At 63.0% G+C, this 24,764-nt stretch carries 27 protein-coding genes and 1 riboswitch; of the genes, 11 read left to right on the forward strand and 16 right to left on the reverse strand.

Features of this window, described 5'->3' with window-relative positions:
- Window positions 1–71 precede the first annotated feature (71 nt).
- Window positions 72–911, forward strand: coding sequence for an AAA family ATPase (locus tag AC5XE7_RS06860; RefSeq protein ID WP_495365387.1), 840 nt, complete (start codon window positions 72–74; stop codon window positions 909–911).
- A gap of 80 nt (window positions 912–991) precedes the next feature.
- Here the strand turns inward: AC5XE7_RS06860 and AC5XE7_RS06865 are convergent, their stop codons facing one another.
- Both AC5XE7_RS06865 and rpmB read right to left on the reverse strand, forming a co-directional pair.
- Window positions 992–1,669: a queuosine precursor transporter gene (locus AC5XE7_RS06865; protein WP_495365388.1), complete on the reverse strand. Its 678-nt coding sequence runs from the start codon at window positions 1,667–1,669 to the stop codon at window positions 992–994.
- A 69-nt stretch (window positions 1,670–1,738) separates the two neighbouring features.
- Window positions 1,739–2,035 (reverse strand): 50S ribosomal protein L28, encoded by a 297-nt coding sequence (rpmB, locus tag AC5XE7_RS06870; protein ID WP_183825376.1) that lies wholly within the window; start codon window positions 2,033–2,035, stop codon window positions 1,739–1,741.
- 259 nt (window positions 2,036–2,294) lie between these two features.
- Here rpmB and AC5XE7_RS06875 point away from each other — a divergent pair, with 259 nt between their 5' ends.
- Entirely contained in the window at window positions 2,295–3,104 is an 810-nt protein-coding gene (locus AC5XE7_RS06875; RefSeq protein WP_495365389.1) for a DUF3108 domain-containing protein, read from the forward strand.
- Between the two features lie 69 nt (window positions 3,105–3,173).
- Window positions 3,174–4,058, forward strand: coding sequence for an aromatic amino acid exporter YddG (gene yddG, locus AC5XE7_RS06880; RefSeq protein WP_495365390.1), 885 nt, complete (start codon window positions 3,174–3,176; stop codon window positions 4,056–4,058).
- Window positions 4,059–4,091: 33 nt separating this feature from the next.
- On the opposite strand, the gene gloB is transcribed toward yddG, so the two are convergent.
- The gene (gene gloB, locus AC5XE7_RS06885; RefSeq protein ID WP_495365391.1) at window positions 4,092–4,859 is read right to left on the reverse strand and encodes a hydroxyacylglutathione hydrolase; all 768 of its coding nucleotides are present in this window, start codon (window positions 4,857–4,859) and stop codon (window positions 4,092–4,094) included.
- A 227-nt stretch (window positions 4,860–5,086) separates the two neighbouring features.
- Here gloB and AC5XE7_RS06890 point away from each other — a divergent pair, with 227 nt between their 5' ends.
- Window positions 5,087–5,899, forward strand: a complete 813-nt coding sequence (locus AC5XE7_RS06890) for a class I SAM-dependent methyltransferase (RefSeq protein ID WP_495365392.1) — start codon at window positions 5,087–5,089, stop codon at window positions 5,897–5,899.
- Window positions 5,900–5,924: 25 nt separating this feature from the next.
- Here AC5XE7_RS06890 and AC5XE7_RS06895 read toward each other — a convergent pair whose 3' ends face one another.
- The gene (locus tag AC5XE7_RS06895) at window positions 5,925–6,875 is read right to left on the reverse strand and encodes an aldo/keto reductase (protein ID WP_495365393.1); all 951 of its coding nucleotides are present in this window, start codon (window positions 6,873–6,875) and stop codon (window positions 5,925–5,927) included.
- A 213-nt stretch (window positions 6,876–7,088) separates the two neighbouring features.
- Here AC5XE7_RS06895 and AC5XE7_RS06900 point away from each other — a divergent pair, with 213 nt between their 5' ends.
- On the forward strand, window positions 7,089–7,508 hold the full coding sequence (locus tag AC5XE7_RS06900) for a GNAT family N-acetyltransferase (protein WP_495365394.1): 420 nt from the start codon (window positions 7,089–7,091) through the stop codon (window positions 7,506–7,508).
- Between the two features lie 111 nt (window positions 7,509–7,619).
- On the opposite strand, the gene AC5XE7_RS06905 is transcribed toward AC5XE7_RS06900, so the two are convergent.
- Window positions 7,620–8,147, reverse strand: a complete 528-nt coding sequence (locus AC5XE7_RS06905; RefSeq protein ID WP_495365395.1) for a gamma-glutamylcyclotransferase — start codon at window positions 8,145–8,147, stop codon at window positions 7,620–7,622.
- 95 nt (window positions 8,148–8,242) lie between these two features.
- On the opposite strand from AC5XE7_RS06905, the gene AC5XE7_RS06910 reads away from it, so the two are divergent.
- The gene (locus AC5XE7_RS06910; RefSeq protein ID WP_495365396.1) at window positions 8,243–9,238 is read left to right on the forward strand and encodes a DUF2125 domain-containing protein; all 996 of its coding nucleotides are present in this window, start codon (window positions 8,243–8,245) and stop codon (window positions 9,236–9,238) included.
- A 194-nt stretch (window positions 9,239–9,432) separates the two neighbouring features.
- On the opposite strand, the gene AC5XE7_RS06915 is transcribed toward AC5XE7_RS06910, so the two are convergent.
- Together AC5XE7_RS06915 and AC5XE7_RS06920 are read right to left on the reverse strand one after the other, a co-directional pair.
- Window positions 9,433–10,368, reverse strand: a complete 936-nt coding sequence (locus AC5XE7_RS06915; RefSeq protein ID WP_495365397.1) for a prephenate/arogenate dehydrogenase family protein — start codon at window positions 10,366–10,368, stop codon at window positions 9,433–9,435.
- A 4-nt stretch (window positions 10,369–10,372) separates the two neighbouring features.
- Window positions 10,373–11,482, reverse strand: a complete 1,110-nt coding sequence (locus tag AC5XE7_RS06920; RefSeq protein ID WP_495365398.1) for a pyridoxal phosphate-dependent aminotransferase — start codon at window positions 11,480–11,482, stop codon at window positions 10,373–10,375.
- A 184-nt stretch (window positions 11,483–11,666) separates the two neighbouring features.
- Window positions 11,667–11,745, forward strand: a riboswitch (SAM riboswitch).
- A 53-nt stretch (window positions 11,746–11,798) separates the two neighbouring features.
- Between AC5XE7_RS06920 and metA the strand changes: the two genes are divergently transcribed.
- Together metA and AC5XE7_RS06930 are read left to right on the forward strand one after the other, a co-directional pair.
- Window positions 11,799–12,719, forward strand: a complete 921-nt coding sequence (metA, locus tag AC5XE7_RS06925; protein ID WP_495365399.1) for a homoserine O-acetyltransferase MetA — start codon at window positions 11,799–11,801, stop codon at window positions 12,717–12,719.
- Between the two features lie 184 nt (window positions 12,720–12,903).
- Window positions 12,904–14,085: an MFS transporter gene (locus AC5XE7_RS06930; protein WP_495365400.1), complete on the forward strand. Its 1,182-nt coding sequence runs from the start codon at window positions 12,904–12,906 to the stop codon at window positions 14,083–14,085.
- Window positions 14,086–14,107: 22 nt separating this feature from the next.
- Here the strand turns inward: AC5XE7_RS06930 and AC5XE7_RS06935 are convergent, their stop codons facing one another.
- The 5 genes from AC5XE7_RS06935 to leuD all read right to left on the reverse strand — a co-directional run bounded on the left by AC5XE7_RS06935 (window position 14,108) and on the right by leuD (window position 17,756).
- On the reverse strand, window positions 14,108–14,266 hold the full coding sequence (locus tag AC5XE7_RS06935) for a DUF3309 family protein (protein WP_183825410.1): 159 nt from the start codon (window positions 14,264–14,266) through the stop codon (window positions 14,108–14,110).
- Window positions 14,267–14,454: 188 nt separating this feature from the next.
- Window positions 14,455–15,558: a 3-isopropylmalate dehydrogenase gene (gene leuB / locus AC5XE7_RS06940; RefSeq protein ID WP_495365401.1), complete on the reverse strand. Its 1,104-nt coding sequence runs from the start codon at window positions 15,556–15,558 to the stop codon at window positions 14,455–14,457.
- A gap of 99 nt (window positions 15,559–15,657) precedes the next feature.
- A complete protein-coding gene (locus AC5XE7_RS06945) occupies window positions 15,658–16,008 on the reverse strand; it encodes a VOC family protein (protein WP_495365402.1) in 351 nt (116 codons plus the stop codon).
- 2 nt (window positions 16,009–16,010) lie between these two features.
- A complete protein-coding gene (locus AC5XE7_RS06950) occupies window positions 16,011–16,853 on the reverse strand; it encodes an Ivy family c-type lysozyme inhibitor (RefSeq protein ID WP_495365403.1) in 843 nt (280 codons plus the stop codon).
- Window positions 16,854–17,150: 297 nt separating this feature from the next.
- Window positions 17,151–17,756 carry a 3-isopropylmalate dehydratase small subunit gene (gene leuD / locus AC5XE7_RS06955; RefSeq protein ID WP_495365404.1) on the reverse strand — a complete coding sequence of 202 codons (606 nt, stop codon included), beginning with the start codon at window positions 17,754–17,756 and terminating at the stop codon, window positions 17,151–17,153.
- A gap of 166 nt (window positions 17,757–17,922) precedes the next feature.
- Between leuD and AC5XE7_RS06960 the strand changes: the two genes are divergently transcribed.
- The 3 genes from AC5XE7_RS06960 to msrB all read left to right on the forward strand — a co-directional run bounded on the left by AC5XE7_RS06960 (window position 17,923) and on the right by msrB (window position 20,155).
- On the forward strand, window positions 17,923–18,366 hold the full coding sequence (locus AC5XE7_RS06960; protein WP_495365405.1) for a GNAT family N-acetyltransferase: 444 nt from the start codon (window positions 17,923–17,925) through the stop codon (window positions 18,364–18,366).
- Between the two features lie 54 nt (window positions 18,367–18,420).
- Entirely contained in the window at window positions 18,421–19,614 is a 1,194-nt protein-coding gene (locus AC5XE7_RS06965) for a vWA domain-containing protein (RefSeq protein ID WP_495365406.1), read from the forward strand.
- Between the two features lie 136 nt (window positions 19,615–19,750).
- Window positions 19,751–20,155: a peptide-methionine (R)-S-oxide reductase MsrB gene (gene msrB / locus AC5XE7_RS06970; protein WP_183825430.1), complete on the forward strand. Its 405-nt coding sequence runs from the start codon at window positions 19,751–19,753 to the stop codon at window positions 20,153–20,155.
- Window positions 20,156–20,225: 70 nt separating this feature from the next.
- Here the strand turns inward: msrB and AC5XE7_RS06975 are convergent, their stop codons facing one another.
- The 4 genes from AC5XE7_RS06975 to AC5XE7_RS06990 form a co-directional block, all read right to left on the reverse strand.
- Window positions 20,226–21,482 carry a D-amino acid dehydrogenase gene (locus AC5XE7_RS06975; protein WP_280198752.1) on the reverse strand — a complete coding sequence of 419 codons (1,257 nt, stop codon included), beginning with the start codon at window positions 21,480–21,482 and terminating at the stop codon, window positions 20,226–20,228.
- A gap of 34 nt (window positions 21,483–21,516) precedes the next feature.
- Window positions 21,517–22,650, reverse strand: coding sequence for an alanine racemase (alr, locus tag AC5XE7_RS06980; protein ID WP_495365407.1), 1,134 nt, complete (start codon window positions 22,648–22,650; stop codon window positions 21,517–21,519).
- Between the two features lie 263 nt (window positions 22,651–22,913).
- Window positions 22,914–23,444 (reverse strand): RNA pyrophosphohydrolase, encoded by a 531-nt coding sequence (locus AC5XE7_RS06985; protein ID WP_495365408.1) that lies wholly within the window; start codon window positions 23,442–23,444, stop codon window positions 22,914–22,916.
- Window positions 23,445–23,566: 122 nt separating this feature from the next.
- Window positions 23,567–24,730 carry a divergent polysaccharide deacetylase family protein gene (locus tag AC5XE7_RS06990; protein WP_495365409.1) on the reverse strand — a complete coding sequence of 388 codons (1,164 nt, stop codon included), beginning with the start codon at window positions 24,728–24,730 and terminating at the stop codon, window positions 23,567–23,569.
- Between the last annotated feature and the right edge of the window lie 34 nt (window positions 24,731–24,764).

Below are 24,764 nucleotides of genomic sequence, written 5' to 3' on the forward strand. Positions count from 1 at the left end.
GGCTACACAACTGCACGACCCGGACGGGGGCACCACGTCGATCCGGCACGACCACAACGGGAAGGAAGAGCATGCGCTTCGAAGGAACTTCGGCCTATATCGCCGACAAGGATCTGATGGTGGCGGTCAACGCGGCTATTGCTCTGGAGCGTCCTCTTCTGGTGAAAGGGGAACCCGGCACCGGTAAGACGGAACTCGCCCGGCAGGTTGCCGAAGCGCTTGGCCTCGACCTGATCGAATGGAACGTGAAGTCGACCACCAGGGCCCAGCAGGGACTTTACGAATATGACGCCGTCTCCCGCCTGCGCGACAGCCAGCTCGGCGACGACCGCTTCAACGACATCGCCAACTACATCCGCCGCGGCAAGCTGTGGGAGGCCTTCGCCTCGGACAGGAAGGTCGTGCTGCTCATCGACGAGATCGACAAGGCCGACATCGAGTTTCCCAACGACCTGTTGCAGGAGCTCGATCGCATGGAGTTCTTCGTCTACGAGACCGGCGAGACGATCCGCGCCGTGCAGCGCCCGATCGTTATCATCACCTCCAACAACGAGAAGGAACTGCCGGACGCTTTCCTGCGCCGCTGCTTCTTCCACTACATCCGCTTCCCCGATGTGGACACGCTGTCGCGTATCGTCGAGGTACATTATCCGGGCATCAAGAAAAGGCTGGTCGAGGCCGCCCTTACGCAATTCTTCGAGATCCGCGAAACGCCCGGACTGAAGAAGAAGCCTTCGACTTCGGAAGCGCTCGACTGGATCCGCCTGCTGGTCTCCGACGACGTTTCGCCCGAAGACCTGCGCGGCGACGCCAAGACGGCCCTGCCGCGCCTCCACGGCGCGCTCCTGAAGAACGAGCAGGACGTGCATCTGTTCGAGCGCCTTGCCTTCATGGCCCGGCGCAGCAACTGATCCGCCAGAGCGTTTCCAAGGAAACGCGACAAACCAAAGGCTTTGAGCCGTTCCGCCATTCCGTGAAACAAGGAAGGGCTCTAGGCAGCCGCGACCCGGCTCCAGCGCAGCACCATCAGCCGGTAGGGGATGAGGGCGAACACGGCGATGGCGAGCTTCACCGTGAAGTCGCCCGCCGCCCATGACAGCCAGCGCACCACATCGGTGGAGAAGACGCCCATCAGCGGCGCCTGCTCCAGCGCGAAGGGCTCGTTCGGGCCGAGAAAGGCGAAAGCCGGCGCAAAGGCCACCGAGAAGAACACCAGCGTATCGAGCACCGAACCGGCCAGCGTGCCGAAGATCGGCGCGCGCCACCAGCTTTGCCGGCGCAGCCGGTTGAACACGGCGACATCGAGAAGCTGGGCGGCAAGGAAGGCAGCACCCGAGGCGCAGGCAATCCGCACCAGCCTTCCGGCGGCGGTGTCGAATTCGATCAGGCCAAGCCTGTATAGAAGCGGCGGGCTGACGATGGAGCACAGCACGGCGGCCATGAACCCCACGAACACGATGCGCCGGGCCACGGAAGGTCCGTAGCGGCGGTTGGCGAGATCGGTGACGAGGAAGGCGAAGGGATAGGTGAACGCGCCCCATGTGAGCACGTCGGCCAGCGAGAAATCGCCGATGGCAAGCTGCAGCGGGAACTGCACAAGCACGTTCGACGCCACGACGACGAACGCCATGGCGGCCACGAAAGGCAAATAGCGAAACAGGAAGTTCATTTTTTTAACCTGGGTGATGGAACCAGAGCAGCGCCGGCCATGCGGCGGCGCTGCGCAAAAAAATCAGGCTCAGGCGGCGGCCTGTTCAGCCGTCTTCTTGGCGATCTGCTTCTTCAGCAGGCGGGCGCGCTGCGACAGCTCAGCCTCGTCGGCCTTGGCCAGAAACGCATCGAGACCGCCGCGATGCTCGACCGAGCGCAGGGCAGCTGCGGAAACGCGCAGACGCACATTCTGGTTCAGCGCCTCGGAAATGAGCGTGACATTGACCAGATTAGGCAGAAAGCGGCGACGGGTCTTGTTGTTGGCGTGGCTGACATTATTGCCAGTCTGGACGCCTTTGCCGGTAAGTTCGCAAGCGCGGGACATGATGCACCCTTCAATTCTTGTTCCGGCCAAACCCATGTGCCCGCGCAATACGGCGCGCGGTCTCCAGCGGGCGGCCTAAAGGAAAGTCGGCGTTCCATAGTGTCATTTGGCCAAGGCGTCAAGCGCAAGCTCGCAAAACCCGGCAAAACGTCACGCGGCCGAAGCTTCACACAAAGGCCGGAATCCGCCCTATATACAACCGCAAAGGGACATGATGCCACTTTTTTGTTGGCGCACCAGCATCAGGAACGATCCAACCATGCCTTTTCCGATTGCGATCCGGCTTGCCGCAACTGCCCTTGTCCTGTCGGCTTCCGGCGTGCTTACGGCCGCATCTCCGGCTCAGGCCGCTTCACCACAAACCTTCCATGGCGATTATACGATCTCCTATCTCGGCCTGCCGGTGGCCCGCGCCTCGTTCCAGAGCCGCTATGACGGCGATGACTACAGCATCGACGGCAGCGTCACGAGCGCCGGGCTTGCCCGCATCTTTGATGACACCAAGGGCACGTTGCGCGCTGTGGGACAGTTTAGCGGTGACAGTCTCGCTCCAAGCTCTTTCCGGGCCGACTATGTTTCGGCAAAAAAGCCGTCGCTGGTCGATATCCGGTTCGCCAATGGAACTGTCGCCTCGACGCAGGTGAAGCCTGCGCCAAAAAAGCGCGGCAGCGACTGGATCGGCCTCGATGCAGCCCATCTGCGCCAGGCCGTGGACCCGATCGCCGCAACGCTGGTGCGCGCCGACAGCCCCGACAAGGTCTGCGGACGCACGGTGAAGATGTATGACGGCGAATTGCGGGCCGACCTTAGGCTCAGCTTCGCATCCAGCGGCGCAACCTCGGTCAAGGGCTACAAGGGCCCCACCGTGACCTGCCGTATGAATTTCCAGCCGGTGGCCGGGTATCGCAAGGGCAAGAAGGCGCTGGACTATCTGAAAAACCGCAGCCGCATCATGGTTACGTTTGCCCCGGTTGGCGAGACGGGTGTATATGCGCCCATCTATGCGACGGTAGGAACCCAGATCGGAACCATAACCGTCAGCGCGCACCGCTTCGAAGCCGCCAGATAGCGGACCGCGGTGGTTCTGCCTGTTCCACATCGGACTGTGGCAGGCGGGCGCAACGGGAAAGGGAGGCGAATGGGACGCGCGACACTGATCGGCTTTTCAGCGGTTGCCATGTGGGCGCTGCTGGCGCTTCTGACGGATGCTTCCGGCGCGGTGCCGCCGTTCCTGTTGTCGGCCATCACCTTCGCCATCGGCACCTGCGTCGGCCTTGTCGCCCGCATCTTCATGCCATCGCCGCAACAGAAGGTCCGCATCCCGCCGCTCGTGTGGGTGATCGGCATCGCCGGCCTGTTCGGCTACCACTTCTTCTACTTCACCGCGCTGCGCAACGCGCCGGCGGTAGAGGCCAGCCTCATCGCCTATCTGTGGCCGCTGCTGATCGTCGTCGGCTCGGCGCTGATGCCGGGCGAACGCCTCGCCTGGAACCACGTCGCCGGCGCTCTGCTCGGCCTTGCCGGCACGTTCCTGATCGTCACCCGTGGCGGAGGGCTGTCCTTCGATGCGAACTATGCCTTCGGCTACGCCATGGCCGGTGTCTGCGCGCTGGTATGGTCGGCCTATTCGCTGCTGTCGCGGCGCTTTCCGGAGGTGCCGACCACGATCGTCACATGGTTCTGCGCGGCGACGTCCGTGCTGTCGCTTGCCTGCCACCTGATGCTTGAGGAAACGGTTCTGCCCGCCAATGCCGGCCAGTGGCTGGCCGTGCTCGGCCTCGGGTTGATGCCGGTGGGTGCGGCCTTCTATGCATGGGACATCGGCGTGAAGCGCGGCAACATCCAGGTGCTGGGCGCCGCCAGCTATGCCGCGCCGCTGTTGTCGACGCTGGTGCTGATCGTCACCGGCTTCGCGGAACCCGGCTGGCGCATCCTTGCCGCCTGCGTTCTGATCACCGGCGGGGCGGTGCTGGCCGCCAAATCACTGCTGTTCAGCAGAAGAAAGGTCGCTGCCCGCGCCTGAGGCGTATCGCGCGTCCCTTTCGGACGGTCTGGATCAGGCGTTGTCCTTGCGGCGGCGGATTTCCGCGAACACCTCGACATCGCCGGCATCTTCCATGCCCAGATGCCTGCGGATCGCCGGATCGGCCCAGCGCAGGAACGGATTGGTGGCAAGCTCGGTGCCAATGGTGGTCGGCAGCGTGGCTTTGCCATCAGCACGCAGCGCCTCGATTTCCTTCACCCGCGCCTGCAGAGCGGCGTTGTCGGGATCGATGGTCAGCGCAAAACGGGCATTGGCGAGCGTATATTCGTGACCGCAATGAACCTGGGTGTCGGCTGGCAGCGCCGCCAGCTTGTTCAGCGATTCGAACATCACCGGCGGCGGGCACTCGAACAGGCGCCCGCAGCCCAGCGCGAACAGCGTGTCGGCGGTGAATGCGATCTTCTCTCGTGGCAGATGGTAGGTGACGTGGCCGGCGGTGTGGCCCGGCGTGGAGATCACCTCGATGGTCGTACCGCCGAACAGGATCTGCGATCCCTCCCCGACGGTCTCGTCGATGCCGGGAATTTTCGCCTTTTCCGCGTCCGGCCCCACGATGCGCAGCCCGAAGCGCTCCTTCAGCGCCAGATTGGCCTCGACATGGTCGCCATGGTGATGGGTGATCACGAGAAGCGAGGGCACCCAGCCGGTCCGCTCGATGGCGGCAAGGATCGGCGCTTCCTCCGGCGCATCGACCAGCGCGACCGTGCCTGTTTCCGCATCGCGCATCAGCACGCCGAAATTATCCTGACGGCACATGAACTGTTCGACTGAGATGGCCATGCAAAATCTCCTCTGAGCCCCAGAGATAGGAGTTACACCCGCGCCTGTCACCCCTTCGACCCGGAGCATCGGACCGAAAAGCGGAATCCGGTTTTCGGTCCGATGCTCTGTCAATAATTCAGATCGCCTTGCGTCCGAGTGGACGCAAGGCGATCTGGCAGAGGCTTCGTTGAACTCAGCCCCGGCAAGGGCTACCTTTGGACCTGACCTCGCGAAACAGGCTTTTCATGCATTCCGACATCGTCGACCTGCGCTCGTTCTACGCCTCGCCGCTCGGCCGCCTTGCCGAGCGCTCGATTGCCATGGCGCTGTCGTCGATCTGGGCGCCGGTGCCGAACGAGCGGCTGGTGGGGCTCGGTTATGCGCTGCCATGGCTGGAACGCTTCGGCACCGATGCCGAGCGTGTCTTTGCCTTCATGCCGGCCACGCAAGGGGCCGTGGTGTGGCCCGCGCAGGGCAAGGCCGCCACGGCGCTGGTGTTCGAGGAAGAGCTGCCGCTGATGGAGTCCTCGGTGGACCGCATGCTTTTGGTACACTCGCTGGAGCATGTCGAAAACCCGCGCGAAACGCTGAACGAGATCTGGCGGGTGCTGTCGCCAGCCGGCCGGGTCGTCATCGTGGTGCCGAACCGGCGCGGCGTATGGGCACGCTTCGAGCACACCCCGTTCGGCACCGGCCGGCCCTATTCGCGAAGCCAGCTTGGCGAATTGCTCAGGGAAACCAACTTCACGCCCGCCGCCTGGTCGGATGCGCTGTTTTTTCCGCCCTCACGACGCAAATTCGTGATGCAGCTCAACAGCGTGCTGGAGCGCAGCGGACGCATATTGTGGCCGATCTTTTCAGGTGTCATCGCCGTGGAAGCGCAAAAACGCCTCTATCAGGGCATCCCGGTCGCCCAGCGCGCCTCGCGGCGCGTCTTCGTGCCGGTGCTGTCGCCACAGGGCGCGCCGAGCCTCGGCATGCGCTTTGCCGGATCATCCCGTTTCGGCGACGCCGAAACGGGCATTGTCCAGCCGGACGGCGGCAGCGCGGCGACCTGAGGCCGCTTTCTGCCGCCACACGTGTTCAGGGTGCGCTCGCCGTATCCAGCCTTTTCATGTCAGCAACGGAAAGGTGCAGGGATGCGGCACCTGTCAGGCTGTCGAGCTGATCCAGGGACGTGGCCGAAGCGATCGGCGCGGTGATTCCGGGCCGGGCCATGATCCAGGCCAGCGCCACCTGCGCCTGAGTGACGCCGTGAGCTGCCGACACCTCGTCAAGGGCTGCGAGGATGCGCATGCCGCGCTCGTTCAGATAGGAAGCGACGCTGCTGCCGCGCGTGCTTTTGCCGAGATCGGCCTTGCTGCGGTATTTTCCCGACAGGAAGCCCTTGGCCAGCCCGTAATAGCTGATGACGCCGATGCCCCTTGCCATGCACAGGTCGCGTAGCGGACCGTCGAATTCGCTGCGGTCATAGAGATTGTAGGCCGGCTGCAGCGCCTCGTATCTGGGAAGACCGTGATGGTCGGCGGCATCGAGGGCGGCCTTGAGCTGGCCGGCGTCGAGGTTGGAAGCGCCGATATGGCGGACCTTTCCCTTCTCGATCAGCCGTTTATAGGCCCCCAGCGTCTCGGCGTGCGGCACCGTCGGGTCGGGCCAGTGCGACAGATAGAGATCGATGACGTCGGTCTGCAGGCGCTTCAGGGACGCCTCCACCGCCTTCTCGATATGCAGAGGCGACAGGTCCACCCGTCCCTGTCCGATGTCGGAGCCAACCTTGGTGATGAGGACCACCTTGTCGCGGTTGCCTCGGGCTTTCAACCAGTTGCCGATGATGGTTTCGGATTCGCCGCCCGAGTTGCCGGGAACCCAGCGGGAATAGACATCGGCCGTGTCGATGGCGTTGAAGCCCGCATCGACGAAACGGTCGAGCAGGTCGAAGGAGGTTTTTTCGTCGGCCGTCCAGCCGAAGACGTTGCCGCCGAAAACCAGCGGGGCAATTTCAAGACCGGTGCGGCCCAATGTTCTCTTCTGCAAGTCGGTCTCCCTTCAGGAATCGCCCGCAGCATAAGCCGGCGCCGCGCCGAAGATAGGGCAGGGATGCAAATTGCCAATGACTATGGGTTCCATATTCGTCCTTGTGGGCATCATGACACCGTCGCTGCAAAAACCGGGCTTACAAATTGTTGCAGGTTCTGGGATTTATACGTCGGGGCAGCCAGCGGAAATTGAACCTTAGCAGGACGGACCATGTGCATAAGGCAGGCCAGTATCGATGACCATGAAGCCCTTTGCGCCGTCGATTCCGTGGCCGGAGCAAGCGTGGAGCGACGCAACCAGATCCGCAACTGGCTTGTATCGGCGAGCTGTTGTGTTGCCGAGGCAGATGGCCGGGTGGCGGGGTATGGCGTGCTGACGCACCATTTCTACGGCCAGCCGTTCATCGAGATGGTGATGGTGGCCCCGGAGTTTCGTCGTCAGGGGCTGGGCGAGGCGATCATCAGACACTTCCGGTCGACACTCACCCAACCGAAATTGTTCAGCTCCACGAACATGTCCAACAAACCCATGCAGGAATTGTTTGCCAAGCTTGGGTTCCGGTGGAGCGGCTACATCGAAAACCTTGATGAAGGCGATCCGGAGATCATTTTCTACCGCCCTGCCGTTTAGGGGCTGGTTTCCCATTCACTCTGCTGAGAAATTTTTGGGTTTCGCAACAGCAAACGGATGCGCTGATTGTCCGGAAAACGCCTTCGGAGAAGCAGCGGCCAGCCGGGGCTGTTACTGTGCCTGCAGCCCGATGCGCCGCTCCACATCTTCCAGCCAGTGATCGCGAATGCCGAGCGCCTGCAGATGGCGCACCGTATTCGCCACATAATCCTCGTTCGGGCCCGACTGGCCGGCAGCCCCGCACACCATGGCAGCGGCGGCCGTCTCGTCCAGCGCGCCCGCATACTGGCTGTGGCTGCGATCCGCCACATAGGCGATCGCGGCGGCACGCTCGCCATTGTCGAGCCGCACCGGAAGGCTGCGCTCGATATAGACGTTGTTGACCTGCTCGCGCTCGCGCAGATAGGCGATCACGGCCTCGCGCGATGCCGCCTCCACCCTGAAGGCCATGCCCACGCACGAACCGCCCCTGTCGAGCCCCAGAACGAGGCCCGGCCGTTCAGGCGTGCCACGATGGACGAAGGAGTAGATGCACAGCGCCCGGCGATAGCCATAGAGATGTGCCCTGCGCGCCTCTGCATAATCGAAGCCGGGCTTCCAGATCAGAGAGCCATAGCCAAAAACCCAAAAATCGCCCATATCGCAAGACCAGAGTCGGGCACGGCAAAAAATCGCGCCGGGCAGCATGGTGAAGGTCCATTCCCTCACACCAACGGGTTAACGAGAGCGGCAGCATGACGTCAAGACATCAGGCGCAACCACGAAAGCGACGCGGTCTTTTATGGCTGTTTCTTTTCTTCGCCGTGCTGTTCGGGCTCTACAGCGCCGGCTGGTTCTATGCAGCCGACCGCATCAGGGATGAGAGCCGGCAGGCCATCGCCGATCTTTCAAGGAAGGGTATCCGCTCCGATTGCGCAAGACTTCGGGTCGAAGGCTATCCGCTGCGGCTCGCCGTCCTGTGCAATGGCATCGCCTATCAGGACGACGCCAAAGGCATTGCCGCGACCACCGGTGCCCTGGAAGCCAGCACCAGCGTCTTCCGGCCATTGGTGGCGGATGTGAACCTGCGCGGTCCGGTGAGGACACTGGCGCCGGGACTGGCGCCGCTGTGGCTCGACTGGGACAGCCTCGATGTCAGCACCAAGCTGTTCTGGCCCCTGCCCCGGCAGGTGACGCTGACCGCGAACGGCGTTTCGGGCCAGACCGACCCGGAGGACGACGAGCCCACACAGCTTTTCAATCTGAGCGACATCGCGCTCGACTTCTGGCCCGAAGGCGAAGACATCCTCTATCGCGGCAGCTTTGCCGAGCTGGACATCACCGCCGACGCGCTTCAGGGCCGCAACGTGCCATCGCTCGACGGTTTTGGCGAAGCCCGGCTGAAGAACGGCGTCGCGGTCGTGCAGTCGAAGCCGAAAAGCCTGCGCGGGCAGGCGCTCGACATCACCAATCTGGAACTGTCCTCCGGCGAAGCCCGCATTTCCGTATCCGGGCCTGTCTCCGTCGATGAAGCGGGGCTGGTGGACGCGGACCTGATGATCCGCCTGACCAATCCGCAGGCCGTGGCCGAGGTTCTGGCGACTGCCGTTCCCGAAGAGGCGAAGAAGATAAGGCAGGGCTTCGGTGCGCTCGCCATGATGGGCAAACAGCCGGCGATGCCGCTGAAGATCGTCAAGGGCAATGCCATGATGGGCTTCATCCCGCTCGGCGCCATCAAGCCGCTTCCCTGAGACGCCTGTCCAAAGCACAGAACGGCAAAGCGGCCGGAACCCGAGGTTCCGGCCGCTTTTTCTTGTCTGGTTTTTCCGCTGCGCGGCCGCTTGAAGCGCGTCGCGATCTTTCAGATTCGCGCCTTACGCTTTAAGTTCCTGTTCTTATGCATGTCGTTATCCCGATACCGGTTCCCACGTTCGGGCGACATGCGTCAAGGCTTGGCGGGCTGCTCCGCGACCTGACGGCCGAAGTTCGGTGCGTCGATATCCTGCCCCGCCTCGATGATCGAGCGGCGGATGGCGCGGGTGCGGGTGAACAGGTCGAACAGCTTTTCCCCGTCGCCCCAGCGGATCGCCCTTTGCAGCGAGGCGAGATCTTCCGAAAACCGCGCCAGCATTTCGAGGATGGCGTCCTTGTTGTGCAGGCACACGTCCCGCCACATGGTGGGGTCCGACGCCGCCAGACGGGTGAAGTCACGGAAACCGGAAGCCGAATATTTGATCACTTCCTGCTTCGTCACCGTCTGCAGATCATCGGCCGTGCCGACAATGTTGTAGGCGATGATATGCGGCAGGTGCGAGACGATGGCCAGCGTGCGGTCATGATGGTCGGCGTCCATCGTGTCGATATTGGCCCCGCAGCGCCGCCAGAACTCCGACAGCCTCTCCAGCGCCTCCGGATCGGTTCCCGGCAGCGGGGTGAAGATACACCATCGGTTGCGAAACAGGTCCGCAAAACCGGAGTCCGGACCGGAATCCTCGGTTCCCGCCAAGGGGTGGCCCGGGATGAAATGGACGCCGGCCGGCACATGCGGCTGCATCTGGGCGATGACGGAGAGCTTGGTAGAGCCGACATCGGTGAGGATGGCGCCGGGCTTCAGAGCCGGCGCGATCTGCTTCGCCACGGCTTCCGAAGCACCCACCGGCACGGAAACGATGACCAGATCGGCATCGCGCACGGCTTGCGCCGCATCGGTGGTGTAGCTGTCGCCGAGGCCGAGCTGTTCGGCGCGCTTCAGCGTCTCGGGACTGCGGGTGGAAATGGCCACATGGCCGGCGAGATGGTTCTGCCTGATCGCGCGGGCCAGCGACGAGCCTATGAGGCCGATGCCGACAAGGGCGACCTTCTCAAACATGGGTTCGGACATTTTCTCAACTTTTCAGGAATTCGGTCAGTGCGGCGACGACGCCGCGATTGGCTTCTTCGGTTCCGACTGTCATCCGCAGCGCGTTGGGAAAACCGTAGCCTGCAACGCGCCGCAGGATATACCCTCGCGCGGTCAGATACTCGTCGGCGGCCGAAGCCGAATGCCTGCCGTTCTCCGGAAAGTGGAAGAGAACGAAGTTGGTGACGCTGGGCGTTACCCTGAGTCCGAGCGCCGTCAGTTCACTGGTCAGCCAGGGCAGCCAGGTTTCATTGTGAGCAATGGACGTGTCGACATGCGCGCGGTCGCGCACCGCAGCCGTACCGGCCGCGATCGCCGTGGCGGTCACGTTGAAGGCATCGCGAATGCGCTCGACGGCCTCTATGATGTGCGTGGGCGCATACATCCAGCCGATGCGCGCGCCGCCGAGGCCGTAAGCCTTGGAGAAGGTGCGGGTCATGACCACGTTCTCCGCACCCGCCACCAGCTCGACGCCCGCCTCGTAATCATTGCGGCGCACATATTCGGCATAGGCCGCGTCGAGGATCAGCATGACATTCTTCGGCAGGCCGGCATGCAGGCGCCGCACCTCCTCGAAGGGAATGTAGGTGCCGGTCGGATTGGCGGGATTGGCGAGGAACACCATGCGCGTGTTCTCGGTGACGCCGGCAAGGATGGCATCGACATCGACACGCTCGTTGGTTTCAGGCGCGATGATCGGCGTTGCTCCCGCCGCCATGATGGCGATGCGGTAGGCGAGGAAGCCATATTGCGGATAGATCGCCTCGTCGCCCGGAGCCAGATAGACACGCGACAACAGCGCCAGCGCCTCATCGGAGCCGTTGAAGCACATGATGTTGGCCATGTTCAGGCCATGCGCCTCGGCGATCGCCTCACGCAGCCGCGTTGACGAACCGTCGGGGTAGAATTCCAGCCGGCCGGCCACTTCACGCGCGGCTTCGATCGCCTTTGGCGAGGCTCCCAGCGGGTTCTCATTGGCGGAAAGCTTGTGCAGCTTCACACCGGCAGGAGCAGCGCTTTTACCCGGCACATAAGCCTCGATGTCCAGAATACCGGCGCGGGGCTGGGGACGAGAGTTTTCATGTGCCGTGGTCATGATCAGAATCCGTTGAACGCCGGAACATTCCGGCAAGATGCTCGGAAATAACCGCCATGAAGAGCAATGTCGAGGGTGAAGGCTTGGCACAGGGCATCTCTGGCTTCGTCCGTCTCTGGCCCCTTACACCCTGTGGCCCCATGCACCTTGGCATTGACGCAGGCACAAGCCGGCCATAGATAGAAAACCGTTCCGTGGTGATTTGGCCGGTCGGCTTGCAGCCACGTTAAAGAAGTCGCTAAAAAGGCCGAGGCTGACGAGCACGTCGGGACCGGCCGCGATTTCGCCGCCGGTCTTTTTGTTTGGAGCTTGTGCAATGCCGATCAAGATTCCCGATCAGCTACCTGCCCGCGAAGTCCTCGTGCGCGAGGGTGTATCCGTTATGGACGAACGCACCGCGATGCGTCAGGACATTCGCCCGCTCCAGATCGGCCTGCTCAACCTGATGCCGAACAAGATCCGTACCGAAACGCAGTTCGCGCGCCTGATGGGCGCCACGCCCCTTCAGGTGGAACTGACGCTGGTGCGCGTCGGCAATCACAAGGCCAAGAACACGTCGGAAGAACATCTGATCTCCTTCTACCAGACATGGGACGAAGTGCGGCACCGGAAGTTCGACGGCTTCATCATCACCGGCGCGCCGATCGAGCTCCTGCCCTTCGAGGAGGTCAACTACTGGAAGGAGCTGGAGCAGATACTCAACTGGACGACCACCAACGTCCATTCGTCCTTCTTCATCTGCTGGGGCGCCATGGCCGCCGCCTGGCACTTCCACCGCATCCCGAAATACACGCTGGAGAAGAAGGCCTTCGGCGTCTACCGGCACCGCAACAATGCGCCGACCTCGCCCTATCTCGCCGGGTTTTCGGACGACTTCGCAGTGCCCGTGTCGCGCTGGACGGAAGTGCGCAGCGCCGACATTGCGCCATCCAGCGGGCTCGATCTTTTGATGGAATCGGACGTGACGGGTCCTTGTCTTCTGTCGGAACCGAAGGGCAACCGGCTCTATATGTTCAACCATATTGAATATGATTCGACGTCGTTGAAGGAGGAATACGACCGCGATGTCGCCGCCGGCACGGCAATCGATGTGCCGCATAACTACTATCCGGAAAACGATCCGGCGCGGCCGCCGCTCAACCGCTGGCGCTCCCATGCCCATCTGCTGTTCGGAAACTGGCTGAATCAGGTCTACCAGTCGACCTCCTTCGACCTCGACAAGATCGGCACGAGCTGAGGCCTGCTTGAACGGGAGCTACAGGTTCGCAGGGAAAGCATGGAATTCTGCCTCCCTGCCCGCTCATCTTCATTGGGCGCGCACATTGGTTGCGTACTGGCCCAAAACTCGTTCACGGTTGCGATTGGACGTGCAATATAAAACGATTTAAAAGGCGCTGACCACATCGTTGCAGGCAGCTACAATGACTGATCAGGGCCACAAGGACATCGCCGTGCGCGGCCGCTGGGCGGTTGCCGCCATGTTCTTCGTCAACGGCTTCATCACCGGAAGCTGGGCCCCGCAGATCCCCACGCTGCTCGTGCGTCTGGAGATCAGCAAATTCACCCTCGGCCTGCTGATCCTGCTGTTCGGCGCGGGTGCCGTGGTTGCCATGTCATGGTGCGGCCATTTCATTGCCCGGTACGGATCCGGCGTCACGCTTAAGCGCATTTCAGTCGGCACGAGCTTCGGCCTGCTTCTGGTTGCCGTGGCGCCGGACGTAACCCTTGCCGCCGTCGCCATGGTGATCTTTGGCGGCCTGATCGGGGCGATGGACGTGGCCATGAACACCAATGCCGTGGTGGTCGAGCGCCGGCTCGGCCGCGCCATTATGTCGTCCTCGCATGGTTTCTGGAGCCTTGGCGGCTTCGTGGGCGGCGGCCTTGGCGGCATGGGTATCCTGACCTTCGGCCATCTCGCCCATGCGGTCATCATCACGATCGTGGCGCTTGCGGGCGTTTCGCTGGCCATGCGTCACGTCGTTACCGAAAACAGGCCGGCAGCCGCGCAGGAGCGCCCACGCTTCACCCTGCCACGCAATCCCCTCATCTATCTGATCGGCGTGATGGCGCTGTTTTCCATGACCCCGGAGGGCGCCGTGCTCGACTGGGCAGCCATTTATCTTCAGCAGGAGCTTGGCGCCGATCTCGCCACGGCCAGCCTCGCATTCGCCGCCTTTTCCGGCGTCATGGCCTGCATGCGCTTTGCCGGCGATACGGTTCGCAATCGTTTCGGCGCGGTGACCACGCTGCGCGCCTGCGCGCTGCTGGCCTGCGCCGGGATGCTGGGTGCCGGGCTCTCGCCCCTGCCCTGGATAGCCATCGCCTGCTTCGCCCTGTGCGGAGTGGGCATCGCCAACATGGTGCCGATCGCCTTTTCCGCCGCCGGCAACCAGCAGGGAATTCCCTCCGGTATCGGCATGAGCGTTGTGACTACCATGGGCTATTGCGGCATTCTGGTCGCGCCCTCCGCCATCGGCTTCATTGCCGAGCATATCGGCTTCGGCCCGGTTTTTATCGGGCTGTCGGCCTTGCTGTTCATCGTCTTCCTGATGTCGGGACTGGCCCACCGTGCGGACTACACGACAGACCATCCCGGCGAATAAACGGGGTCAGCGCTGGGCGGGATCAGACCCGGCCCAGCAGCACCAGTATCAGCAGGATGACGAGCACGACGCCGACAATGCCCGACGGGCCATAACCCCAGTTGCGCGAATGAGGCCAGCTGGGAATGGCGCCGATCAGGATCAGCACCAGAACGATGATGAGAAGGGTCGTAAGAGGCATGGTCGGAACTCTCCCGCCTTGTGATTGTCTCATTTCACAATGCGCGAGCCGCCGCCGTGTTCCCTTGTTTCCGAAACGACGAGCCCTGTAACGAAAAACCCCTCGGTCCCGGCTGGTGCCGCGAACCGAGGGGTTGCAATTCCCTGAAGGCCGCTCTCACGCAGCCTTTTTGCCCTGAAAGGCCGATGTCAGCCGGCGCGATACTGCGCCACGATGGCATCGCCCATTTCGGCGGTGCTGACCTTCTTCATGCCTTCCGACATGATGTCGCCGGTGCGGTAGCCTGCGTCCAGAACCGCCGAGATCGCCTTCTCCAGACGGTCGGCTTCCGCGACCATGTTGAAGGAGTAGCGCAGGCACATGGCGAAGGAGGCGATCATGGCGATCGGATTGGCGATGCCCTTTCCGGCGATGTCAGGCGCCGAACCGTGCACCGGCTCGTAGAGCGCCTTGCGCTTGCCGGTCTTCGCGTCCGGCGCGCCGAGCGAGGCGGAGGGCAGCATGCCGAGCGAGCCGGTCAGCATTGCGGCCACGTCCGAGAGCATGTCGCCGAACAGGTTGTCAGTGACGATGACGTCGAACTGCTTTGGCCAGCGCACGAGCTGCATGCCGCCGGCGTCGGCCAGCATGTGGTCGAGCTTCACGTCGCTGAACTTCGCCTTGTGCGTGGCGGTGACGACCTCGTTCCACAGCACGCCAGACTTCATGACGTTGCGCTTTTCCATCGAGGTTACGTGGTGGTTGCGGGTGCGGGCCAGCTCGAAGGCGACGCCTGCGATGCGCTCGATCTCGAAGGTGTCGTAGATCTGCGTGTCGATGCCGCGCTTCTGGCCGTTGCCGAGATCGATGATCTGCTTGGGCTCGCCGAAATAGACGCCGCCGGTCAGCTCGCGCACGATGAGGATGTCGAGGCCTTCGACCACATCCTGCTTGAGCGAGGAGGAAGCAGCCAGCGCCGGATAGCAGATGGCCGGGCGCAGATTGGCGAACAGTTCGAGGTCCTTGCGCAGGCGCAGCAGGCCGGCCTCGGGGCGCACCTCGTAAGGCACGTCATCCCACTTCGGACCGCCGACCGCGCCGAACAGAACGGCATCAGCGGCCAGCGCCTTTTCCATGTCGGCCTCGGAAATCGCCTGTCCGTGCGCGTCGTAGGCCGAGCCGCCAACCAGACCTTCTTCGGTCTCGAAACCGGCGCCGTTCTCGTTCATGACGGCGATGAGTTTCTTCACCTCCGTCATCGCCTCGGGACCGATGCCGTCACCTGGGAGGAGGAAGAGTTTTTTCGAAGCCATGCGTATTTCCCCGGGGAATTTTTGAACCGCAGCTTTGCTAGCCGCGCCGGCGCGCTTGCGCAAGACGAAAGCGGCAAAGCACGGCGCCCGGAATGCCAGTTACAGGTGCGAGAGAATGTTGACCAGCCTGCCGAAGGGGTCTCGCACGTAGAAACGGCGCACGCCCCACGGCTCGTCGGCGGGACCGTATTCGATCGCAAATCCCGCTGCCTTCATGCCAACGAGCGCTGCTTCGACATCATCCACCTCGATGGAGAGATCGGGCACCGGCGTGCCGGAGCCGCCCTCTGCGGCAAAGGAAATCTGCACCGGCATCTGTTCGGTCGAACCCCATGTGGCGATCCAGCCATGATCCATGAGAAGGTCGAGACCGAGCACATCGCCATAAAAGCGCTTCGCCGCCGCAAGGTCTGCGGCGGCAATGTTGGCGATGATGCGCCTGACCTTCATGGCTATTCGCTCTTTGCCAGCGCCTTTTCCATGGTCTGGCGCAGATCGGCCGGCCACGTCCCCGCTTCCGGCCATGTTTCCGGAGACTTGCCGTCGGTCTGGCGAGCCAGATAGAGCTTCTGGCTGGCAGCATCGACGGCCATGAAACCATCGTAGGTGCCGCAGGCATGCGGAATGCAGCCATCGCCGTAGACCAGGCCCGAGGCGGTCTTTTCCGGCTCCGCGCTGACCATGAGGCTAGTTGCAACTTCTTCAAGCCTGTCGCCCAGAAGCTCCTTTGCCTGCGCATAGACGGCCTCGTTCTGGAATGCCTCGAGCATGCTGCCGAGTCTTTCCGGATTGAAATCTTTCCACGTCGTTCCGGCTTCGGGCGCATAGACGAGTTCGCCTGCGGTCGTAAAACCATCCTGCGGGGTCCAGCGCTTGACCACGCCGGAAGTGCCCGGCATCAGCCATGGAACGAAATAGATCCAGTCACTGGCGACTGCCGTCACCGGCGCGCCGCAATCCTCCTCGCCGATGCTGGCGCGCTGAATGGCGTCGTTGTCGCCCTTCCACACCAGGACCTTGGCCGGGCCACAGGCATTGCCGCCGTCGCCGACATCGAACAGCGCGACCTCGGTGTCTCCAAGCCTGGCGATCTGGTCGAAATAGATCACATAGGCGCTGGCCAGCCCCTTGTCGCCGAAGGACAGGGTCTTTTCGCCATACTCTTCCTTCTGGGTGATGGTGAGAGCGCCGCCTGCGAAGGCAATGGATTGCGGCTTCTCCGTCTCGGCGAATGCACTTGCGCAAAGGCCAAGACCGAGGAGAGCCGCGAGCGACGGACGGAATATCAGTTTCATGATTGCGAAACTCCGGTTGCGCACTGGACGCTGCCTGATCGGAACGACCGAATCGGGGTGGCAGGAGCATGCAAAACTAGAGCATTTTGCAGTCAAGTGGAATCACTTGACGTCGCATAAATGCGGCTAAAACAAATAGATAGAGCGACAGCCCGGATTTATCCGGGCATCCGTCGCTCCAGGAAGCTGGCGCCGCAGTGTCCACATCACCGGGCGGCGAATTTCAATCCCCTGACAAAAACGGGATGCAAACCTTGCGGCGCGCATCCCGTCGACTGGCCGGATTGGCCCAGACTGTCAGGCCCAGGGGCGTGTTTCGGCGTTCTTCTGCTCGAAGGTGCTGATGGAGCTTGCCTTCTCCATCGTCAGGCCGATGTCGTCGAGGCCATTGAGCATGCAATGACGCCGGAAATCGTCGAGATCGAAGCTGATCACGCCACCGTCCGGCCCGCGGATTTCCTTGGTTTCGAGATCGATCGACAGCGTGGCATTGGCACCGCGCGAGGCGTCGTCCATCAGCTTGTCGAGATCTTCCTGGCTGACCGTGATCGGCAGAACGCCGTTCTTGAAGCAGTTGTTGTAGAAAATATCGGCGAACGAGGTGGAGATGACGCAGCGGATGCCGAAGTCGAGCAGAGCCCACGGCGCGTGCTCGCGGCTCGATCCACAGCCGAAATTGTCGCCGGCGACAAGGATCTGGGCGTTGCGGTAGGCCGGCTTGTTGAGCACGAAATCGGGGTTTTCCGAACCGTCCTCATTGTAGCGCATCTCGGCGAACAGCCCGGTGCCGAGACCGGTGCGCTTGATCGTCTTCAGATAATCCTTGGGGATGATCATGTCGGTGTCGACATTGACGATCGGCAGGGGCGCTGCAACGCCGGTGAGCTGAGTGAATTTGTCCATGGCTTGTGCCCGTAGTGTCGTTGCGGGAGTTGCTGGCCTTCGCTTTACACAAAGCCGGCGCATAAGGAAAGGCGCGGGCTCTCCATGGCGCAGGCGACAGCCCGCTCCTGCACCATGGCACGGACCCTCCCGCCCCTTTAGGCTGGCCCGGCAAAGGGAGAAGAGCATGAGCGACATCACCATCAGGCCGCTGCAGCAGGGCGACCACGACGACTGGCGCCGGCTGTGGCGCGCCTATCTGGAATTCTACGAGACCGAGCTGCCGCAGGAGGTCTATGCGGCCACATGGGAGCGGCTGTTTTCGCCCGGCATGTATGAGCCGAAAGGTTTTCTCGCGCTGGCAGATGGCAAGGCGGTGGGCCTCACCCACTACATGTATCACCGGTCGGGCTGGTCTCTGGCCGACAAATGCTATCTGCAGGACCTGTTCGTCGATCCGGCCGTGCGCGGCGGCGGGGTGGGTGCTGCGCTGATCGAAGCGGTGCGCAGGGCCGCCGAAGAAGCACAGGCAGGCGAGGTCTACTGGCTGACCCATGAGAGCAACGCCACGGCCCGCCGGCTCTATGACCAGGTGGCGACAAACACGGGTTTCCTCAAATACCGGCTGTAAGAGGCATGCCTTGCCGCCATTTTACAATGCGGTGAAAAGCGCTACAAAGCCGGCATGTTCATTCCCTTCTTCCTCGAACTGAAGGCCGCAAAAATTCCCGTCTCGCTCCGGGAATATCTGTCGCTTCTGGAAGGCATGGACGCGGGACTGGTCGACTACGATGTCGAGGGTTTTTACTATCTGGCACGCGCCGCGCTGGTGAAGGACGAGCGCCACATCGACCGCTTCGATCAGGTGTTTTCGCATGTCTTCCGCGGCGTCGAGACGGTTTCCGGCGAAGGCGGCATCGATGTTGCCGATCTGCCGGAGGAATGGCTGCGGCGCCTGGCCGAAAAGCATCTCTCCGAAGAAGAAAAGCGGCTTGTGGAAGCACTCGGCGGCTTCGAGAAGCTGATGGAGACGCTGAGAGAGCGGCTGGAAGAGCAGAAGGGCCGCCATCAGGGCGGCTCGAAATGGATCGGCACCGCCGGCACCTCGCCCTTCGGCGCCTATGGCTACAATCCCGAAGGCATCCGCATCGGCCAGCACGAAAGCCGCCACCGGCGCGCCGTGAAGGTCTGGGACAAGCGCGAATTCCGCAATCTCGACGATTCGGTGGAACTGGGCACCCGCAACATCAAGGTCGCGCTGAAGCGCCTGCGCCGCTGGGTGCGCGACGGAGCGGCCGAGGAGCTCGACCTGCCGGGCACCATCCACTCCACCGCCGAGCATGGCTATCTCGACGTGAAAACCCGGCCGGAGCGTCGCAACGCGGTGAAGCTTCTGATGTTCTTCGACGTCGGCGGCTCGATGGACGACCACATCAAAGTGGTCGAGGAACTGTTTTCGGCCGCACGCACCGAGTTCAGGCAGCTCGAATATTTCTACTTCCACAACTGCCTCTACGAAGGCGTGTGGAAGGACAATCGCCGCCGCCATGCCGAGGTGATCCCGACCTTCGACGTGCTCCACAAATACGGTTCCGACTACAAGGCGATCTTTGTCGGCGACGCTGCGATGAGCCCTTACGAGATCAGCCATCCGGGCGGCTCGGTCGAGCACTGGAACCCGGAGGCGGGCGCCGTATGGCTGCAGCGCGCGCTTGCCCAGTGGCCGAACGCCGTGTGGCTGAATCCCACCGCCGAAAAGCACTGGGGCTACACCTATTCGATCGGCCTTATCCAGGAGTTGTTCGGGCAGCGCATGTACCCGCTCACGCTGGCCGGGCTGGAAGCGGCGACAAAGCAGCTTGGCCGCGCCGTGCACTGATGCGGCTGGTCAGACCGGCCACGCGGTCCTATCTTTAAGAGAAATTCCAGCAGAAGTGCAAAGCGATTTGCGTTCGGAATTGCGTCAGGACAAGCGCGCTGATCGATGAAGCGAACCGCGACGGCAGGAGATTTTCATGGAAACCACCACCTACCCCGTCACCCGCAGCGATGCCGAATGGCGCGCGCTGCTTTCGCCGGAACAATATGCGGTCATGCGCCAGCACGCCACGGAGCGGCCGGGAAGCTGCGCGCTGCTGCATGAGCACCGTGCCGGCGCGTTCCATTGCGCGGGCTGCGATGCAAAGCTGTTCGAGGCCAACCTGAAATTCGAGAGCGGCACGGGCTGGCCGAGCTTCAACGATCCGGTTCCGGGCTCGGTCGGCACCACCACCGACCGCAGCCACGGCATGCTGCGCACCGAAGTGCACTGCGCCACCTGCGGCAGCCATCTCGGCCACGTCTTCCCGGACGGCCCGCCGCCAACCGGCCTGCGCTACTGCATCAACGGCATAGCGCTGAACTTCAAGTCGGCCGACTGACCGCCAACGACGCCGCGAATGAAAATGCCCGGCTGAGACCGGGCATTTCAACAGTCCTGTTTCCCGTGAATCAGGCCGCGTAGCGCTGAGGTCCCAGCGCGCTGGCGTCGATATCGGGCTTGCGGCCGGACATGATGTCGGCCAGCACCCGGGCCGAGCCGCAGGCCATGGTCCAGCCGAGCGTTCCGTGGCCGGTGTTGAGGTAGAGATTGGAATATTTGGAGGCACCGATGATCGGCGGTCCATCCGGGGTCATCGGCCGCTGCCCGGTCCAGAAAGTCGCCTGGCTGATGTCGCCCGCACCGGGGAACAGGTCGGTCACCGAATGCACCAGCGTATCGCGGCGGGCATCGCTCAGATTGAGATTGTAGCCGGAAATCTCCGCCGTACCGCCGACGCGGATGCGGTCGCCGAGACGGGTGATGGCGATCTTGTAGGTCTCGTCCATCACGGTCGATTCCGGTGCGCGTGACGCATCAACGATCGGCACGGTGATCGAATAGCCCTTGACCGGATAGACCGGGATCGGCTGGCCAAGCTTGCGCATCCAGATCGGCGAATACGAGCCCAGCGCCATGACATAGCTGTCGGCGCTGCGCTTCCCGGCGCTGGTGTCGACGCCGGTGATCTTCCCGCCGGACGTCTCGATGCCGGTGATGGAAACGCCATATTCGAACTTCACGCCGGCTGCGGTCGCGATTTCCGCCAGCCTTTCGGTGAACATCTGGCAGTCGCCGGTCTCGTCGCCGGGCAGGCGCAGGCCGCCGACGAACTTGCCGCGCACATTGCCGAGGCCGGGCTCGACGGCGATGCAGCCTTCGGGGTCGAGCACCTCGAAGGGAACGCCGGTCTGCTTCAGCACCTCGACATCGCCACCGATGCCGTCGAGCTGCTTCTGGGTGCGGAACAGCTGGAGCGTGCCCTGCATGCGTTCATCATAGGCGATGTTGGTGCGCGAGCGCAGATCCTTCAAAACATCGCGGCTGTACTCTGCGATCGGCACCATGCGCGACTTGTTGAGTGCGTAGCGCGCATCGGTGCAATTGCGCAGCATCTTCATCATCCAGGCATACATGTGCCAGTCGAGCGTCGGCTTCAGCACCAGCGGCCCATGCTTCATGGTCAGCCATTTCAGCGCCTTGACCGGCACGCTCGGCCCTGCCCATGGCGACGAATAGCCGGGCGAAACCTCGCCCGCATTGGCGAAGGAGGTCTCCAGCGCCGGACCGCTCTGACGGTCGATGACCGTCACGTCATGGCCGGCCTCACTGAGGAAATACGCTGTGGTAACGCCGATGACGCCGCTGCCGAGGACCAGTACTTTCATGCTCTACTCCCGAAAAATCTGTGGCCCGGCTGGATCACGCGCCGACATAAATGCGATGGAAACGGTGGCCGAGGCTGGTGAGCACCTCGTAGGCGATGGTGCCGTAGGAACCTGCCACATCGTCGATGGTCTGGTCGGCATCGATCATGTCCACCAGATCACCGGGCTGCAGCGCGCCTTCCGGCAGGGTGGAAATGTCGAGGATGATCGAGTCCATGGACACTCGCCCGATAAAAGGCAGTTCGATACCGTTGAAGCGGGCGGCGGATGCCGCGCAGCGGTGCCAGCCATCGGCATAGCCGAGCGAAATCGTGGCGAGGCACTGCACGCCAGCGGCGGTTGCCGTGTGGCCGTAGCCGATCCCGGCCCCCTGCTCCACCGTGCGCGTCTGGATCACCTTGGACTGAAGCCGGATCACCGGCAGCATCGGATTTTCCGCACCCGGCGTCGGGTTGATGCCGTAGAGAGCCGCACCCGGCCGCGCGATCTGGTGATGATAGCCTTCGCCAAGGAAAATCCCGGACGAATTGGCAAGCGAGGCAGGCGCGTCCGGCAGCATGGCGCGCAGGCGGTCGAATTCCCGGCGCTGCGCCTCGTTGGCCGGATGATGCGGCTCGTCGGCGCAGGCGAGATGGCTCATCACCAGCCTGAGGTCGATGCCCTCCAGCGCCTTTGGATCGGCGGCAACCGCCTCGACTTCCCGTGGCGACATGCCAAGCCGCGACATGCCGCTGTCGACCTGAAGAGCCGCCGGCAGGGAATGTCCTGCGGCTTTGGCGGCTTCACGCCATGCGCTAAGCTGTTCGGTGCTATTGAGCACGGCGATCAGGCCTGCGGCAACCGCATCGGTTTCCGCCCCGGGAGGCAGCCCGTTCAGCACATAGATGGCGGGGCCAGTGCCGATGGCGGCGCGCAATGCAATGCCTTCGCCGACATGGGCCACGAAGAAGGTATCGCAGCCTTCCTGCATCAGGGCGCGGGCGACAGGTTCCGCGCCAAGCCCATAGCCGTCAGCCTTGACGACGCCGGCACATTTCGTGTTGCCGAGCCGCGCCTTCAGGCAGCGATAATTCTCACGGATTGCGCCGAGATCAATGGTCAGGACGGAGCCGGCATCGGCCGCCGGATCGGTCGCGACAGCCTTGTATCCACGCGGAACCTGATTCATGTCTTCCACCCGGTATTCTTTCGCAAATACACGCCAACAGCGCACTTAAATGCTTGTAACACCGATCATGCGCACATTCCTTGCTAATATACGTCATTCATTGGTGGATCATTCGATTAGAAAGGCCGTGCAGCATCGATTCCGCACGGAAATGCTGCATTCACGAAAAAGGCCGAAAACCTGTCGGTTTCCGGCCTTCATCCGAGATGCGGGAATGATTATCCGGCCAGGCAAAACAAACTGGACCAGCGGGGCTGCGTTCGTCAGAACGCCCGCTGCTCCAGATGGCGGAAGGCGCTCACCACATCCTCATAGACCCTGCGCTTGAAGGGCACGATCAGCTCGGGCAGCCTGACCATGGGAAGCCAGTCCCAGCGGTCGAATTCGGCCGTGTTTCCTGCCGGCGGCGGATTGATGCGAATCTCGCTTTCATCGCCCTCGAAGCGGAAGGCGAACCAGCGCTGCATCTGCCCGCGATAGCGCCCCTTGAAGGCGAGCCCCACCAGTTCGGGCGGCAGGTCGTAGCGGAACCAGTCCGGAGCCTCGGCCAGCAGCGAGACGCTCTTCATGCCGGTTTCCTCGAACAGTTCGCGGTGCGCCGCCGCCAGCGGCTCCTCGCCCTTGTCAATGCCGCCCTGCGGCATCTGCCACAGCATGTCGGAGCCGCTGGTTTCGTCATCGGGCTCAGGGAGCCGGTGCCCGGCCCACACCAGACCCCGGCTGTTGAGCACCATGACGCCCACGCAGGGGCGGTAGGGCAGGGTTTCGGGATCGACGAGCTTTTTCTTCGGCATGGTGCGGCCTTTCTCCGGGCTTAAAGCGTGTCGCGATCTTTCAGATTCGCTCCCTGCGCTTCAAATTCCTTTTTTACGCATGTCGTTGGCTCGAAACCGGTTCCCACTTTCGGGCGACATGCTCAGCGTTTCTCCGGATCGTTGGCGACGGCGGAAACCGGCACGATCTCGATGCCGCGCATCTTCGCTTCATCGACCCATGCGGCCACGGCGTCAACCGTCAGGTCGAAGGCCGAGCCGATGCCGATGGCGCTGCCCTTGGCCCGGGCGGTGGCCTCCAGCTCGTCGAGCTTCTTCAGGATCGCGGTGCGGTCCTGCACGGCATCGATCTGGGTGTCGGCAATTGCGAGCGGCATGCGTTCCTGCGCGGCAAGCTCCGGCGCACGGCTGCGGGCGGAAGAGCCGTCGTCCAGATAGCCGAGACCACGCGCGGCCAGTTCGCGCATGACGGGGCCAAGCGCCTGCTCGTCGGCGGTAAAGCGTGCGCCCATATAGTTCATCACCGTGGTGTAATTGGTCGTGCGCGACAGCACGCGGCGCATGGCCTGCAGATTGTCGTCTGGGGCGGCATCCACGGTCAGCGTGTTGCGGCCCGGATCGACATTGGGATAGTCGAACGGCTCCATCGGCAACTGCAGGACGATTTCGTGCCCCTTGCGGCGTCCTTCCTGCATCCAGCGGCCGACCGAGTTGCCGCCCGATGCGAAAGCCAGCGTCACCTCCGCCGGCAGCTTTGCGATGGCTGTCTGCGTGCCGGTCTGCGAGACGGCGAGACCGCCGATGACGATGGCGACACGCGCGCCCCGTGCGCCGGACCACGGCCGCGCATAGACGTCGAAAGGCCGCCTGCCGTCCGCCGCGCGTTGCGGCAGCGGGCCGGTTTCGCTGTCCTCGATCAGCGCCCGGTCGGGAAGATGAGCGACGCGCAGATCCTGTTGCAGGGCCGAAGGATCGCGCACGACGATGCCGCCGCCTTCGTCGTCCTGCGCGTCAGGCTGCACGCGGATGATCTGCGCCCCGCCCGGCTGCCGCGTGACCTGTGCTTCGGCGCGGGGCGGCGGCGCGTTCGGAACCGGATTTTCGGGCACGGCGACCACTTCGGGCTGGCGGAAGGGCTGCTCGCGCAATGCGATCATGGCCGAGGCGCCCACCACCACCAGTGCCGCCAGCCCGACCAGCACGCGGCCCGCCGGAATACGGAACCGGCCAGCGCCTCGGAAATCGTCGCCGGCACGCGGTTTCTGCCCCTGCCCGAGCGGCCGGTCGATATCCTTCTGATCTGGCAAGCGGCATCCCCCCCGAATCAAACCCTGATCAAAC

The sequence above is a fragment of the Aquamicrobium sp. YD-1-mutant5 genome (assembly GCF_059509755.1).